This is a genomic window from Thauera sp. 2A1, from assembly GCF_009469595.2.
Classification (GTDB): Bacteria; Pseudomonadota; Gammaproteobacteria; order Burkholderiales; family Rhodocyclaceae; genus Thauera.
Genome location: NZ_SSXV01000001.1, coordinates 163,579 through 178,618, shown reverse-complemented (window position 1 = coordinate 178,618; position 15,040 = coordinate 163,579). Strand labels below are relative to the sequence as shown.

Here is a 15,040-nt window from a genome sequence, read left to right as displayed (position 1 = left end):
CCAACGCCGGCAGCACCCAGCGGAGGAGCCCGAGAAGAGGCTCCCCGCCCTCGAGGGGATCTCCATGCAAGTGCCTGCTTCCGGCCGCACGCTGGCGATGGCTGTCGTCGTCGCCGCCTACATGCTGTCGTTCTTCCACCGCTTCGCCCCCGCGGGCATCGCGCAGGATCTCGCCGCCGCGTTCCAGACCAGCGCCGCCTCGCTCGGCGCGCTCGCGGCCACCTACTTCTACGTCTACACGATCATGCAGGTGCCGACGGGCATCCTGGTCGACACCCTCGGCCCGCGCCGCATCCTGCTGCTTGGCGGACTGGTCGCCGGCGCCGGCAGCGCGCTGTTCGGCCTCGCCCCCAGCCTGGAGGTCGCGCTGGTCGGCCGCACGCTGGTCGGCCTCGGCGTGTCGGTGGTGTTCATCGCCATGCTCAAGCTGATCGCCGTCTGGTACGACGAGCGCCGCTTCGCCACGCTCGTCGGACTCGCGATGCTGCTCGGCAACCTTGGCTCCATCCTCGCCGGCACGCCGCTGGTGGCGGTGGCGCAGGCCACGTCCTGGCGCGGCGTTTTCCTTGGCGCCGCGGTGCTGTCGGCGCTGCTCGGGGTGGCGTGCTGGGCCTTCATCCGCGAGAGCCATTCGGCCGACGCGCCGCGGCCGCGCATCGACCGCACCGCGATCATCGGCGGCCTCGCCGGCGTGCTGCGCAATCACGCCACCTGGCCGGCGGTCTGGGTCAATTTCGGCCTCGCCGGCAGCTTCTTTGCCTTCGGCGGCCTGTGGGCCACACCTTACCTGATGCAGGTGCACCAGCTCAGCCGCGTGCAGGCCGCCAACCACCTGTCGCTGTACTTTGCCTGCCTCGCTGTCGGCTGCCTGGTCGTGGGCAGCCTGTCCGACCGCATCGGCAAGCGCAAGCCGGTGCTGATCGCGGGCAGCGTCGCCCTGTGCATGCTGTGGCTGGTGTGGCTGTCGGCCGTGCGCATGCCCGTCCCGGTCAGCTACGCGCTGTTCGCGCTGATGGGCCTCGTCACCGCGAGCTTCTCGCTGACCTGGGCCTGCGCCAAGGAAGTGAATCCACCACAGTTGTCGGGCATGAGCACCAGCGTGACCAACATGGGCGGCTTCCTTGCTGGCGCCCTGCTGCAACCGGCGGTGGGCGCGATCATGGATTTCGGCTGGGAAGGCACCATCGTCGACGGCGTGCGGATGTATCCGGTGGAGACCTTCCGCTACGGCCTGGGCCTGCTCGCCGCCGCCGGACTGATCGGCACCGTTTCCACGCTGTTCCTGCGCGAAACCGGATGCCGCAACATCTGGAGGGCTGCCAATCGGGATTGAAGCGCGGCGGGGACGCGATAGCGAACGCCAATCAATCTCATTGATGAACTCATGCGATTTTGTCCTGATCTAAGTTCGAGACCGTGGTGCGTCGAGGGCACGCCCGACGCCTGCGGTCAAGAATCCACCTGGACGTTCCTCACCGCACGGAGGTTGTCATGGACAAATCGATGCATTCGCTGGACCAGCACTTCCACCTGCCGCACATTCGCGAAGTCAGCGCTTCGCGCCCCCTCCACTGGCTGAAACTGGGATGGGGCGACATGCGTGACAACCTCGGCGCCAGTCTGACGTACGGCATCTTCTTTGCCGCGGTCGGCTATTTGATCCTGGCCTACGCAAGCGGCAAGCCCTACCTGTTCACCGCCGCCATCTCGGGCTTCTTCCTCGTCGGCCCGATCGCCGCGGCCGGGCTGTACGAAATCTCGCGCCGCCACGATGCGGGCGAGCCGGCGTCCTTCGGCGCGTCGCTGCGCGGGCTGACCCGACACGGCGACAGCCTGATGTACTTCGGCCTGTTCCTCGCCATCACGCTGATCGCGTGGGAGCGCTTGTCCGCCATCCTGTTCGCGCTGTTCTACCAGGGCGCTGTACCGGAGCTGTCCAACTTCGCGCGTGACGTCTTCCTGTCGGGCGACTACACCCACTTCGTCGTCGCCTACCTCGTCGTCGGCGGCGCGCTCGCAGCGGTCGTATTTGCGCTGTCGGCGATCGCCATCCCGATGATCATGGACCGCGACATCGATGCCATCAGCGCGGCGATGACCAGCGCCAAGGCGGTCGGCGTGAATCTCGGCGCGATGGCGGTCTGGGCGGCGCTGATCGTCGCGCTGGTCGCGATCGGCTTCGCCACGATGATGATCGGCATGGTCGTGCTGCTGCCGCTGCTTGGGCACGCCACCTGGCACGCCTATCGCGACCTGGTCGACTGACTCGGGACTGTGCGGCGGTACTCACCACGATAGTCGCAACAGCCGGGCGCCCATCGCGGCGCCCGGCGTATTTTTTGCGGCAGAATAGTTACAGACAACGCAACGAAATCCCCAACGGATATACAGTGACCATGACGACGCCAACGTCCTCCCCTGCAGACAACGCATCCAACCCGCTGCTGGATTTCTCCGGCTTTCCCCGCTTTGCCGATATCCGACCCGAGCACGTCGCCCCGGCGATCCGCCAGTTGCTGGACGAGAACCGGGCGCTGATCGAACGCCTCACCGCCGATCCCTCCGTCCCCACCTGGGAAGCTTTCGTCGAGCCGATGAACGAGGCCGGCGAGCGTCTCGGCCGCGCCTGGGGCGTGGTCGGCCACCTGCACAGCGTGAAGGACGTCCCCGAATGGCGCGAGGCCTACAACGCGCTGCTCCCCGAGGTGTCGGGCTTCTTCGCCGAAGTCGGGCAGAACCTGGCGCTGTTCCACAAGTACAAGGCGCTGCACGACGGCGCCGAATACGCCACGCTGACGCCCACCCGCCAGTTGATCCTCGACCACGAGGTGCGCGACTTCCGCCTGTCCGGCGCCGAGCTGCCGGACGAACTCAAGCCGCGCTTCAAGGAAATCCAGGAAGAGCAGTCGCAGCTCGCCGCGAAGTTCTCCGAAAACCTGCTCGACGCGACCAACGCGCACGAGGAGCTGATCACCGACGAATCCGAGCTTGCCGGCATCCCCGAAGATGCGCTGGCGATGGCCCGCGCCGCGGCCGAGGCCGAAGGCAAGCCGGGCTGGCGCTTCACGCTGCACATGCCGTCCTACCTGCCGGTCATGCAGTACGCCGACAACCGCGCGCTACGCGAACGCATGTACCGCGCCTATGCCACGCGCGCCTCCGAGCAAGGCAAGGCAGATTGGGACAACGGCCCGCTGATCGGCCGCATCCTGGCGCTGCGTGCGGAAGAGTCCCGCATGCTGGGCTACGCCAACTTCGCCGAAGTGTCGCTGGTGCCCAAGATGGCCGACACGCCGGCCCAGGTGCTTGCCTTCCTGCGCGAGCTGGCGGCCAAGGCCAAGCCCTTCGCCGAACGCGACCTCGCCGAACTGAAGTCCTTCGCCAAGGCGGAACTCTGGCTCGATCCGCTGGAGCCCTGGGACGTCGCCTATGCCTCGGAGAAGCTGCGCCAGTCGCGCTACGACTACTCCGACCAGGAAGTGAAGCAGTACTTCCCCGAGCCCAAGGTGCTCGACGGCCTGTTCGGCGTGATCCGCGCGCTGTACGGCGTCGACATCCTGCCCGACGAGGCGCCCACCTGGGACCCGGACACCCGCTTTTTCCGCATCGAGAAGAACGGCGACCTCGTCGGCCACTTCTACCTCGACCTGCACGCGCGCCCGACCAAGCGCGGCGGTGCCTGGATGGACTCGGCGCGCAGCCGCCACCGCAGCGCGCACGGCACCGAGACGCCGGTCGCCTACCTGGTGTGCAACTTCCCGAGCGCGGTCGGCGGCAAACCGGCCACCTTCACCCACGACGACGTGCTGACGCTGTTCCACGAATGCGGCCACGGCCTGCACCACCTGCTGACCAAGGTCGAGGACCTCGCGGTGTCGGGCATCCACGGCGTGGAGTGGGACGCGGTCGAACTGCCCAGCCAGTTCATGGAGAACTTCTGCTGGGAATGGGACGTGCTGCAGGGCATGACCGCCCACGTCGACACCGGCGAGCCGCTGCCGCGCGCGCTGTACGACAAGATGATCGCCGCGAAGAACTTCCAGAGCGGCATGCAGACGGTGCGCCAGCTCGAATTCTCGATGTTCGACCTGCGCCTGCACGCCGAGCTCGACGCCAGCGCGGACAAGACCTCGGGCCCGGTGCCGGTCGAGCGCGTGATGGCCCTGCTCGACGAAGTGCGACGCGAAGTGGCGGTGCTGATTCCTCCGCCCTGGCATCGATTTCCGCACAGTTTCTCGCACATTTTTGCGGGCGGCTATGCAGCGGGCTACTACAGTTACAAGTGGGCGGAGGTGCTGTCGGCCGACGCTTTCGAAGCCTTCGAGGAAGCCGGCGCCGGCAAGGGCAGCCTGCTCGATGCCGAGACCGGCGCCCGCTTCTGGCGCGAGATCCTCGCCGTTGGCGGCAGCCGTCCGGCGATCGAATCCTTCAAGGCCTTCCGCGGCCGTGAGCCGCGCGTCGACGCGCTGCTGCGTCACAACGGAATGGTGGATGCATGAGTGGAGCGGGCGTTCCCTGGCGCATGGCAGTCGGTGCGGCCGTCGTGCTGGGCAGCCTCGGCGCCCCGGCCTGGGGCGCCGAGACCTATCGCTGGGTCGATGAGAGCGGACGGGTGAACTACTCGGACCGGCCGCCGCCGCAGAACGTGCGCAAGGTGATCGAGAAGCAGCTCGGCGACGCGCCAGCCGACACCGCGCTGCCCTACACGACACGCAAGGCGGCCACCGACTTCCCGGTGACGTTCTACACCAGCGACAACTGCGGCGGCCTGTGCGACGAGGCGCGCAACCTGCTGACCCGGCGCGGCGTGCCCTTCGCCGAGCAGAAGCTCGCCACCGAGGCCGACATCGCCGCCTACCGCGAACGCTTCGGCACACCCGAGGAAGTGCCGGCCATCAGCGTCGGCAACCAGGTGCAGAAGGGCTACGAAGCCGTACGCTGGACCCGCATGCTGGACGACGCCGGCTACCCCAAGGCGCCTTCGAAGTGACGGTTCGTGAGAGCCCGCCGCCTGACCGGGGGCGTGGCATAGGTGCAATTTCATGGACCCCTCTGCAGCCGCCGCGCTGAACGGTGCAAGGGGCGCGTTACAATGCGCGCCCTTTCGCAAGGCCGGCGACAACGCTGTGCGCCACGACCGGATAGCCCATGAAGATCGCCACCTGGAACGTCAACTCGCTCAAAGTCCGCCTGCCGCAGGCGCTCGACTGGCTCGCCGCCCACCAGCCCGATGCGCTGTGCCTGCAGGAGCTCAAGCTCGAGGACAAGGCCTTCCCACTCGCTGAACTGCAAGCGGCCGGCTACCACGCCGCCTTCATCGGCCAGAAAACCTATAACGGCGTCGCCATCCTGAGCCCGGCGCCGATCGACGAAACGACCGTGGTGCGCAACATCCCCGGCTTCGAGGACGAGCAGAAGCGCCTCATCGCCGCCACCATTGCCGGCGTGCGTGTGGTGTGCGGCTATTTTCCCAACGGCCAGGCGGTGGGATCGGACAAGTTCGAATACAAGCTGCGCTGGCTCGCCGCGCTGACCGACTGGCTGCGCGAGGAACTGAAGGCACACGACAAGCTGGTGCTGGTGGGCGACTTCAACATCGCACCGGAAGACCGTGACGCCCACCCCGACTGGAAGGACGAGATCCACGTGTCCGAACCCGAACGCGCCGCCTTCCGCGCGCTGCAGGGGCTGGGCCTGATCGACGCCTTCCGCCTGTTCGAGCAGCCGGAGCGCAGCTTCTCGTGGTGGGACTACCGCATGATGGCCTTTCGCCGCAATTTCGGCCTGCGCATCGACCACATCCTTGTGTCGCCCGCGCTGCGCGAGGCCTGCCGCAGTTGCACCATCGACAAGGCGCCGCGCAAGCTGGAACGCCCTTCCGACCACGCACCGGTCGTGCTGGAACTCGACGCCTGACGGCCGGCGCGCGGCACATTCCGCAGCCAGCCCAGATCGTCGGCATTCGTGCTATATTAGAAAAGTCTTACGAACACTTATCGGAGGCTTGCATGAAAACGAACGTTGGCGGCATGGACAAGATCGTGCGCATCCTGGCGGGCATCGCGCTCATCGCCTGGGCGCTGATGGGCGGCCCGGTGTGGGCCTGGATCGGCGTGGTGCCGCTCGCCACCGGCCTGATGGGCTGGTGTCCGGCCTACACGCTGTTCGGCATGAACACCTGCCCGCTGCAGAAGAAGTAAGCCCGCATCCGGCGCGACCGCATCGCGCACCGGGATCGCCAAATGCACACGAACAAGGCCGGGAACACCCGGCCTTTCGTTTTGTTGCACCCCGCCGCGCCGCGCGAGGGTGCCGCCCACGCTGCGGCGCATTAGAATTCGACGGTTACCCGCGCAACGCGGTCATCATGCCCGGCGGCCCCGCGCGCGGCATGCCCCCATCGAACCCGTCAGAGGAAGACCATGAGCGACTCCACTCCGAAGCAAGACGTCACCCCCGCCCGCAAGGCCGAGATCCTCGCCGAGGCGCTGCCCTACATCAAGCGCTTCTTCGACAAGACCATCGTCATCAAGTACGGCGGCAACGCGATGACCGACCCGCACCTGAAGGAATGCTTCGCGCAGGACGTGGTGCTGCTCAAGCTGGTCGGCCTCAACCCGGTGGTGGTGCACGGCGGCGGGCCGCAGATCGAGAACCTGCTCGCCCGCGTGGGCAAGAAGGGCGAGTTCATCCAGGGCATGCGCGTCACCGACGCCGAGACCATGGAAGTGGTGGAAATGGTGCTGGGCGGCCAGGTGAACAAGGAGATCGTCAACCTGATCAACCAGGCGGGCGGCAAGGCAGTGGGCCTCACCGGCAAGGACGCGAGCTTCATCCGCGCCAAGAAGCTGCTGATGCAGAAGCTCGACGCGCCCGCTGGCGACGTGGTCGATGTGGGCCAGGTCGGCGAGATCACGCAGATCGACCCCAGCCTGATCTCCTTCCTCGACCAGGGCGACTTCATCCCGGTGATCGCGCCGATCGGCGTCGGCGAAGGGGGCGAGACCTACAACATCAACGCCGACGTGGTCGCCGGCAAGCTGGCCGAAATCCTGAAGGCGGAAAAGCTGGTGCTGCTCACCAACACCCCGGGCGTGCTGGACAAGTCCGGCAAGCTGCTGACGGGCCTGACGCCGCGGCAGATCGACGAACTGGTGGCCGACGGCACGCTGTCGGGCGGCATGCTGCCCAAGATCGGCTCCGCGCTGGACGCCGCGCGCAACGGCGTGAAGTCGGTGCACATCATTGACGGCCGCGTCGAACACTGCCTGCTGCTCGAGATCCTGACCGACCACGGCGTCGGCACGATGATCAAGAGCAAGTGAGGCCGAGCCGGGCGGCCGGCGCGCGAGTCAGTGCGCCCCGCCCGCAGGCGTGAAGGGCGGGCGCGTCCACCAGATCAGGCCCAGCAGGCTGATCATCAGCACGCCGCTCACCAGGAAGACGTCGTTGGTCGCCAGCAGGTAGGCCTGCACCGTCACCTCGCGGTTGGCGTGCGCGAGTGCCTGCTCCGGGCTCAGCCCCAGGCTGCCGAGGCGCCCGAGATAGTCCAGCGCGGCAGGATCCTGGCGGGTGATGTGCTCGGTCAGCACCGCATGGTGATGGATGCCGCGGTGATCCCACAGCGAAGTCACCGCCGCGGTGCCGAAGCTCGATCCCAGGTTGCGCATGAAGTTGGACACGCCCGACGCACCGGCGAGCTCCGGCCCGCTCAAGCCCGACAGGTTGATCGTGATCAGCGGCAGGAAGAAGCAACTGATGCCGATCCCCATCACCAGCCGGGTCAGCGCCACCGTCCAGTAATCGACATCGGGCGTGAAGGTGGTGCTCCAGAACGCGGTGCCGGCGAACACGATGAAGCCGAAGGACGCCACCGCGCGCGCATCGATGCGATGCAGGTTGGCACCGACGATGGGGCCGAGGATCACCGCGAACACCCCGCCGAAGGCCACCGCCTTGCCCGCCCACAGCGGCGTGTAGTCGTGGTAGGTCTGCAACCACAGCGGCAGGATGACCACCGTGCCGAAGAAGGCGACCGTGCCCAGCAGCAGGCAGACCACGCCGATGCCGAAATTGCGCCGGGTGAACAGCCGCAGGTTCACCACCGGATGCGGGTCGTACCACTCCCAGATGACGAAATAGGTCAGCGCGACGGCCGACACGCAGGCCAGCGTGACGATCAGCGGCGAGCCGAACCAGTCGAGCTCGTTGCCCTTGTCGAGCAGGATCTGCAGCGAGCCGATGCCCACGACCAGCAAGGCGAGGCCGACGTGATCGACCGGTTTCTTCACGATCGGCGTCTCGCGCTCGGCCAGCAGCTCCCAGGCGAACAGGCTCACCAGCAGGCCCACCGGCAGGTTGATCAGGAAGATCCAGTGCCAGGACAGATTCTCGGTCAGCCAGCCGCCGGCCAGCGGCCCCGCGATCGGCGCCACGACGGTGGTCATCGACCACAGGCCCATCGCCAGGCCGCGCTTTTCCGGCGGGTAGATGGAGGTCATCAGCGCCTGCGACAGCGGAATCATCGCCGCGCCGAAGATGCCCTGCAGCACGCGCGCCGCCAGCAGCATCGGAAAGCTCACCGACATCCCGCACAAGGCGGAGGCCAGCGTGAACAGCAGCGTGGCGACGGCGAACATGCGCACCTGGCCGAAGCGCCCGGCCAGCCAGCCGGTGAGCGGCAGCATGATGGCCTCGGCCACCGCGTAGGAGGTGATGGTCCACGTGCCCTGGGTGACGCTCACGCCGAGATCGCCAGCGATGGTCGGCACCGACACGTTGGCGATCGACAGGTCGAGGATGTTCATGAACGACGCCAGCCCGAGCGCTGCCGTCGCCAGCACCAGCGTGAAACCCTTCAGCGGAGGATGGACGGGTTGCACCGGCCGGACTCGTTCAGCGGTTGGCCTGGATGACGCGGGCGATCAGCGCATCGGCCTCGGCAGCGCGGCTGGCATAGACGTCGGTCTGGAAAGCCGGCCCCGGGCGCGGTGCGCTCGCCAGGCGTTCGCCGTCGGTCTGGTGCACATCGACGGAGGCCTTCATCGACAGGCCGAGCCGCAGCGGATGCTCCTTGAGGCCATCCGGCGCCAGCGCGATGCGCACCGGCAGCCGCTGCACCACCTTGATCCAGTTGCCCGAGGCATTCTGCGCCGGCAGCACCGAGAACACCGCACCCGTGCCCGAGGCGATGCCCGCCACCGTGCCGCGGTATTCCACGCCGCTGCCGTAGAGGTCGGACGCGAGCGTCACCGGCTGGCCGAGACGCACGTCGCGCAGCTCGGCCTCCTTGAAGTTGGCCTCCACCCACAACTGGTCGTCCGGCACGATGGACAGCAGCGGTGCACCCACCGCGATGCGCGCCCCCACCTGCGCGCTGCGCTTGGCCACATGCCCGCGCACCGGCGCGAGGATGCGCGTGCGCGCCAGCGCGAGAGAAGCTTCGCGCAGTTGCGCCGCCGCGGCCTGCACGCGCGGATGCGTTTCCAGCGAAGTGCCATCGACCAGGCCCTCTGCCCCGGCCTGCTGGCTGCGCGCCTGGGCGACCGCCGAGCGCGCCTGCTCCAGCGCGGCGCTCGCCGCGTCGCGGCTGGCGCGCGCCGAATCGACCGCGGTGCGCGCCACCTGCAGCGCCTCGCTGGAGATGAACTTCTGCCGGTAGAGCGATTCACGCCGCGCCAGCTCGTCGGCGGCGCGGCGCAACTCGGCCTGTGCGCGGTCCAGCTCGTGCTGGTTGCGCTGCACGTCTGCCAGACGCTGGGCGACACCTGCACTGGCCTCGCCTTTGCTGGCGTACAAACCGCGCACCGCTCTCACCGCCTCACCCAGCGCCGCCTCCGCAGCCTGCACTTGCACCTTCGCGTCGGCATCGTCGAGCTGCACCAGCGGCGCGCCGGCCTCGACGAGGTCGGTGTCGTCGGCGAGGATCGCCACCACCGTTCCCGGCACCTGGGCCGAAACCTGCACCAGGTTGCCGGCCACATAGGCGTTATCGGTGGTGACGTGGTAGCGCCCCCACAGCGCCCAGTAGGCCGCGAACGCCAGCGCGGCGATGAAGAGGAAGGCGGTGAAGGCCAGCAGGACCCGCTTGCGCTTGCCCGACAGGGCGGATTCGTTTTCCATGGGCATCGTCGGCATGTTCAGGTGTCGGCATTGTGCAGAATCCGGTCGAGCACCTCGATGCCCGCCTGCAACTCGGCATCGGAGAGACCGGACAGCATGTGCCGCCGCACGTCCATCACCTCGGCGTCGATCTGTTCCATCAGCGCGCGGCCGTCCGCGGTGATCTCGACGTGCTTCTGGCGTCGGTCGCTCACATCCGGCAGGCGGCGCACGAGTCCGAGCTTCTCCAGCCGGTCCAGCAGCCGCACCAGGGTGGGCGTCTCGACCCCGATCCCCGCGGCGAGGCAGCTCTGGTTGTAGCGCTGCTCGTCGGCCAGCAGCAGCTTGAGGATGCGCCAGGTCGAATAGGTCATGCCGTGTGGGCGCAGTTGCTCGTCCACACGGCCACGCCACACGACGGCACAGCGATACAGCAGCGCGGCGAACGCATCCCTCTTGGCGGTCATTGTTAGCATGCTAATAATTTTGTTGCTAATATATTGCCGTCAACCTAAGGCTTCGTCCACATGCATCTGCTTCCTCGCGCCGCCTCGTTCGACAGCTTGTCCCAACGCCACGGGGAGCGCTACAAGTGGCTGGTGCTGCTCGTAGTCGGTCTCGGCACGATCGCGGGCGTGCTGTCCACCACCAGCTTCAGTGTTGCCATCCCCGCACTGATGCGCGACTTCGGCCTGGGGCAGGAACAGGTGCAATGGACGATGACGGGTTTCATGGCAGCGATGACCGTCGGCATGCTGCCCACACCCTGGATCCTCGACCGCCTCGGCTTCCGCAAGCTCTTCCTCGGCGCCATCGTGCTGCTCATGGCCACCAGCATCGCGGGCAGCCTCGCCACCAGCTACCCCTTCGTCGTCGCGATGCGCATCCTGCAAGGTCTGGCAGCGGGCGTGCTGCAGCCGCTGGGCACGCTGGCCGTGGTGCGCCTGTTTCCGGACAAGGGCCAGGGGCGCGCCTCGGGCACCCTCGGCTTCGGCATCGTGCTGGCGCCGGCCGTCGCGCCCAGCCTGGGTGGTCTGCTGCTCGACCACTTCGGCTGGCCGGCCATCTTCCTGATCAATCTCCCGGCGTGCCTGCTGGCCGGCGCGCTCGGCCTCTACCTGCTGCCGCTGCCGCGCGAGATCGTGCGCCGTGATTTCGACTGGCTGGGCGTGGCCTTGCTGACGGTATCCACCCTGGCGATCGTCGAGGGCATCGCCAGCCTGCAGCACAGCGGCCCCGCCGCGGGCTGGACGCTACTGCAGTTCGGCTTCGCGGCGCTGGCGGTGGGCGCCTTCGTGCTGCATGCACGCAAGGCGCGCCATCCCATCATCAGCCTGGGGCTGTTCCGCCGCCGCTCGTTTTCGATGGGCACGGTGGTGTCCTTCGCCTACGGCTTCGGCCTGTTCGGTTCGTCCTACCTGATTCCGGTGTTCCTGCAGCACGCGCAGCATTTCTCCGCCACCGCCGCGGGCACGGCGTTGCTGCCGTCGGGCATCGTGCTGGCGCTCACCATCCCGCTGGCCGGGCGCATGGCCGACCGCCATTCACCGCAAGGCGTGACCATCGCCGGCCTGGCGCTGTTCTGCTTGTCGTTCGTGTTCTTCAGCTTGGTGGCAGCGCACATCACCTATCCGGAGATCATCACCGCCACCGTCCTCGGCCGCATCGGCCTGGGCCTGGTGCTGCCGGCACTGAGCCTGGCCACGCTGAAGCACCTGGAGCCGCACCATCTCGGCCAGTCGTCGGTGGTGATCAGCTACATGCGCCAACTGGGCGGCGTGCTGGGCATCGCCATGTCGGCGGTATTCGTGTCGTGGCGCGAGACGGTGTACGCCGGCGCGGCGGACGGCGTCGCCGCCGCCTATGCGGACGGCTTCATGCTGGTCGCGGGGGTGTTCCTGATCGCGCTGATGGCGGCCTGCCTGATGAAGGCGCAGCCCCCGCACCGCCAGGACGCGCAGCCCCTGTAGGAGCGGGCTTGACCGCGACCGGCGGGCGAAGTCGCGGTCAAGCCCGCTCCTACAAAAAACGTCGGCCGATATTGCGGTCAAGCCCGCTCCTACAGGCGACGCGGCAGGATCAGGGTTCGCGGTCGGCGATGAGGCCGTGCTGCCCCAGGTAAGCCAGCACCTGGTCGGCGGCTTCCTCGACGCTGCACGTTGACGTGTCGACGCGCACCTCGGGTGTCTCCGGCGCCTCGTAGGGCGAGTCGATGCCGGTGAAGTTCTTCAGCTCGCCGCGGCGCGCCTTCTTGTACAGCCCCTTGGGGTCGCGCTCCTCGGCCACTGCCAGCGGCGTGGCGACGTGGATCTCGACGAACTCGTCCGCCTCCAGCAGGCCGCGCGCCATGCGGCGCTCGGAGCGGAAGGGCGAGATGAAGGCGGTCATGACGATGAGGCCGGCATCCACCATCAGCTTGGCCACCTCGGCGACGCGGCGGATGTTCTCCACGCGGTCGGCGTCGGTGAAGCCCAGGTCCTTGTTCAGCCCGTGGCGCACGTTGTCGCCGTCGAGCAGATAGGTGTGGCGGCCCATCGCATGCAGCTTCTTCTCGACCATGTTGGCGATGGTCGACTTGCCCGCGCCGGACAGGCCGGTAAGCCACAGCACGCAGCCCTTCTGCCCCTTCATCGCGGCACGCGCAGCCTTGTCCACATCCACATGCTGGAAGTGGATGTTGTGCGCGCGGCGCAGCGCGAAGTTGATCATGCCCGCGCCCACGGTGTTGTTGGACAGGCGATCGACCAGGATGAAGCCGCCGGTGTCGCGGTTGTGTGCGTAGGCGTCGAAGGCGATCGGCCGGTCCAGGCTGAGGTTGCACTCGGCGATGCCGTTCAGCTCCAGCTTCTTGGCGGCAATGTGCTCCAGCGTGTTGACGTTCACCTGGTGCTTGATCTCGGTGATCGTCGCCGTCACCGTCTTGGCGCCGATCTTCATCAGGTAGGGGCGGCCGGGCAGCATGGGCTCGTCGTGCATCCACACCAGCGTGGTCTCGAACTGGTCGGCCACTTCCGCAGGCGCGTCCACCGTGGAGATGACGTCGCCGCGCGAGATGTCGATCTCGTCGGCCAGCGTCAACGTGATCGACTGCCCCGCCACCGCCTGCGCCAGGTCGCCGTCACGGGTGACGATGCGTGCCACCGTGCTCTGGCGGCCCGACGGCTGCACGCGGATGCGGTCGCCGGGGCGGATCACGCCGCTCGCCACCTGGCCGGCAAAGCCGCGGAAATCCAGGTTCGGGCGGTTCACCCACTGCACCGGCAGGCGGAACGGCTCGCGCTGCATGCGCGCGTCGTCGATCTCCACCGTCTCCAGGTAACCCATCAGCGTGGTGCCGTGGTACCACGGCATCGCGTTGCTCGGCTCGATGATGTTGTCGCCCTTGAAAGCCGACATCGGGATGAAGGTCACTTCCTGCAGACCGAGTTGGCGGGCGAAGGCGGAATAGTCCTCGACGATCTGGCGGAAGGTCTTCTCCGAGTAATCGACCAGGTCCATCTTGTTGATCGCCACCACGATGTGGCGGATCCCCAGCAGCGACACCAGGTAGCTGTGGCGCCGCGTCTGGGTCAGGATGCCCTTGCGCGCATCGACCATCAGGATCGCGACGTCGGCCGTCGACGCACCGGTGACCATGTTGCGGGTGTACTGCTCATGGCCCGGGGTGTCGGCGACGATGAACTTGCGCTTGTCGGTGGAGAAGAAGCGGTAGGCCACGTCGATGGTGATGCCCTGCTCGCGCTCGGCGGCCAGGCCATCGACCAGCAGCGCGAAGTCGATCGCATCGCCCTGCGTGCCCCACTTCTTCGAGTCCGCTTCCACCGCGGCCAACTGGTCCTCGAACAGCATCTTCGACTCAAACAGCAGGCGGCCGATCAGCGTGCTCTTGCCGTCGTCCACGCTGCCGCAGGTGATGAAGCGCAGCAGGCTCTTGTTCTCGTGCGCCTTCAGGTACTGCTCGATGTCGGTGGCGATCAGATCCGATACGTGTGCCATTTAGAAGTAGCCCTCCTGTTTCTTCTTCTCCATCGAGCCGGCCGAATCGTGGTCGATCACCCGGCCCTGGCGCTCGGACGTTTTCGTCAGCAGCATTTCCTGGATGATCGCCGGCAGCGTGTCGGCTTCGGACTCCACCGCGCCGGTCAGCGGGTAGCAGCCCAGGGTGCGGAAACGCACCTTCTTCATCATCGGCACTTCGCCCGGTTTCAAGGGCATGCGCTCGTCGTCGACCATGATCAGCGTGCCGTCACGCTCGACCACCGGGCGCTCGGCCGCGTAGTACAGCGGCACGATGGGCACGTTCTCGAGGTAGATGTATTGCCAGATGTCGAGCTCGGTCCAGTTCGACAGCGGGAACACCCGCATCGACTCGCCCTTGTGCTTGCGCGCGTTGTACAGCTTCCACAATTCGGGACGCTGGCTCTTCGGGTCCCAGCGGTGGCCGGCGGTGCGGAACGAGAACACGCGCTCCTTGGCGCGGGACTTTTCCTCGTCGCGGCGCGCGCCGCCGAAGGCCGCGTCGAAGCCGTATTTGTCGAGCGCCTGCTTGAGGCCCTCGGTCTTCATGATGTCGGTGTGGATGGCCGAGCCGTGGGTGAAGGGGTTGATGTCCTTCGCCACGCCGTCGGGGTTGATGTGCACCAGCAGGTCCATGCCGGTCTCGCGCACCATGCGGTCGCGGAAGGCGTACATGTCGCGGAACTTCCAGCGCGTATCCACATGCAGCAGCGGGAACGGCGGCCTGGCCGGGTAGAAGGCCTTCATCGCCAGGTGCAGCATCACCGCGCTGTCCTTGCCGATGGAATACAGCATGACCGGATTGTCGGCTTCGGCGACGACTTCGCGCAGGATGTGGATGCTCTCGGCTTCCAGGCGCTGCAGATGGGTGAGCGTGATGGGGCTGATAGTGGACATGGCGTGCAAGGCGGTACGGTCGTGC

13 protein-coding genes are annotated in these 15,040 nt (G+C 67.3%); 8 read left to right on the top strand and 5 right to left on the bottom strand.

Going from position 1 to position 15,040, the window contains the following annotated elements:
* Positions 1-64: 64 nt before the first annotated feature.
* The 7 genes from GH664_RS00915 to argB all read left to right on the top strand — a co-directional run bounded on the left by GH664_RS00915 (position 65) and on the right by argB (position 7,325).
* The gene (locus tag GH664_RS00915; RefSeq protein ID WP_153166268.1) at positions 65-1,333 is read left to right on the top strand and encodes an MFS transporter; all 1,269 of its coding nucleotides are present in this window, start codon (positions 65-67) and stop codon (positions 1,331-1,333) included.
* Positions 1,334-1,491: 158 nt separating this feature from the next.
* Positions 1,492-2,265 carry a DUF2189 domain-containing protein gene (locus GH664_RS00910; RefSeq protein ID WP_153166267.1) on the top strand — a complete coding sequence of 258 codons (774 nt, stop codon included), beginning with the start codon at positions 1,492-1,494 and terminating at the stop codon, positions 2,263-2,265.
* A gap of 131 nt (positions 2,266-2,396) precedes the next feature.
* Entirely contained in the window at positions 2,397-4,499 is a 2,103-nt protein-coding gene (locus GH664_RS00905; RefSeq protein ID WP_153166266.1) for a M3 family metallopeptidase, read from the top strand.
* The gene (locus tag GH664_RS00900) at positions 4,496-4,990 is read left to right on the top strand and encodes a DUF4124 domain-containing protein (RefSeq protein ID WP_153166265.1); all 495 of its coding nucleotides are present in this window, start codon (positions 4,496-4,498) and stop codon (positions 4,988-4,990) included. Before GH664_RS00905 ends, GH664_RS00900 begins: the two co-directional genes overlap by 4 nt.
* Before the next feature lie 158 nt (positions 4,991-5,148).
* Positions 5,149-5,916, top strand: a complete 768-nt coding sequence (gene xth, locus GH664_RS00895) for an exodeoxyribonuclease III (RefSeq protein ID WP_153166264.1) — start codon at positions 5,149-5,151, stop codon at positions 5,914-5,916.
* A gap of 92 nt (positions 5,917-6,008) precedes the next feature.
* The gene (locus GH664_RS00890; protein ID WP_153166263.1) at positions 6,009-6,200 is read left to right on the top strand and encodes a DUF2892 domain-containing protein; all 192 of its coding nucleotides are present in this window, start codon (positions 6,009-6,011) and stop codon (positions 6,198-6,200) included.
* Between the two features lie 222 nt (positions 6,201-6,422).
* Positions 6,423-7,325 (top strand): acetylglutamate kinase, encoded by a 903-nt coding sequence (argB, locus tag GH664_RS00885; protein WP_153166262.1) that lies wholly within the window; start codon positions 6,423-6,425, stop codon positions 7,323-7,325.
* 27 nt (positions 7,326-7,352) lie between these two features.
* On the opposite strand, the gene GH664_RS00880 is transcribed toward argB, so the two are convergent.
* The 3 genes from GH664_RS00880 to GH664_RS00870 are packed head-to-tail and all read right to left on the bottom strand — an operon-like array spanning position 7,353 to position 10,568.
* Entirely contained in the window at positions 7,353-8,882 is a 1,530-nt protein-coding gene (locus GH664_RS00880) for a DHA2 family efflux MFS transporter permease subunit (RefSeq protein WP_153166261.1), read from the bottom strand.
* 13 nt (positions 8,883-8,895) lie between these two features.
* The gene (locus GH664_RS00875; protein WP_153166260.1) at positions 8,896-10,122 is read right to left on the bottom strand and encodes an HlyD family efflux transporter periplasmic adaptor subunit; all 1,227 of its coding nucleotides are present in this window, start codon (positions 10,120-10,122) and stop codon (positions 8,896-8,898) included.
* Positions 10,123-10,139: 17 nt separating this feature from the next.
* Complete coding sequence (locus GH664_RS00870) at positions 10,140-10,568, bottom strand: MarR family winged helix-turn-helix transcriptional regulator (protein ID WP_194270287.1); 429 nt, start codon at positions 10,566-10,568, stop codon at positions 10,140-10,142.
* A gap of 60 nt (positions 10,569-10,628) precedes the next feature.
* On the opposite strand from GH664_RS00870, the gene GH664_RS00865 reads away from it, so the two are divergent.
* Positions 10,629-12,071 carry a DHA2 family efflux MFS transporter permease subunit gene (locus GH664_RS00865; RefSeq protein ID WP_153166258.1) on the top strand — a complete coding sequence of 481 codons (1,443 nt, stop codon included), beginning with the start codon at positions 10,629-10,631 and terminating at the stop codon, positions 12,069-12,071.
* A 109-nt stretch (positions 12,072-12,180) separates the two neighbouring features.
* On the opposite strand, the gene cysN is transcribed toward GH664_RS00865, so the two are convergent.
* Positions 12,181-14,097, bottom strand: a complete 1,917-nt coding sequence (gene cysN / locus GH664_RS00860) for a sulfate adenylyltransferase subunit CysN (RefSeq protein WP_153166257.1) — start codon at positions 14,095-14,097, stop codon at positions 12,181-12,183.
* On the bottom strand, positions 14,098-15,015 hold the full coding sequence (gene cysD / locus GH664_RS00855; RefSeq protein ID WP_153166256.1) for a sulfate adenylyltransferase subunit CysD: 918 nt from the start codon (positions 15,013-15,015) through the stop codon (positions 14,098-14,100). It lies immediately after the preceding gene.
* Between the last annotated feature and the right edge of the window lie 25 nt (positions 15,016-15,040).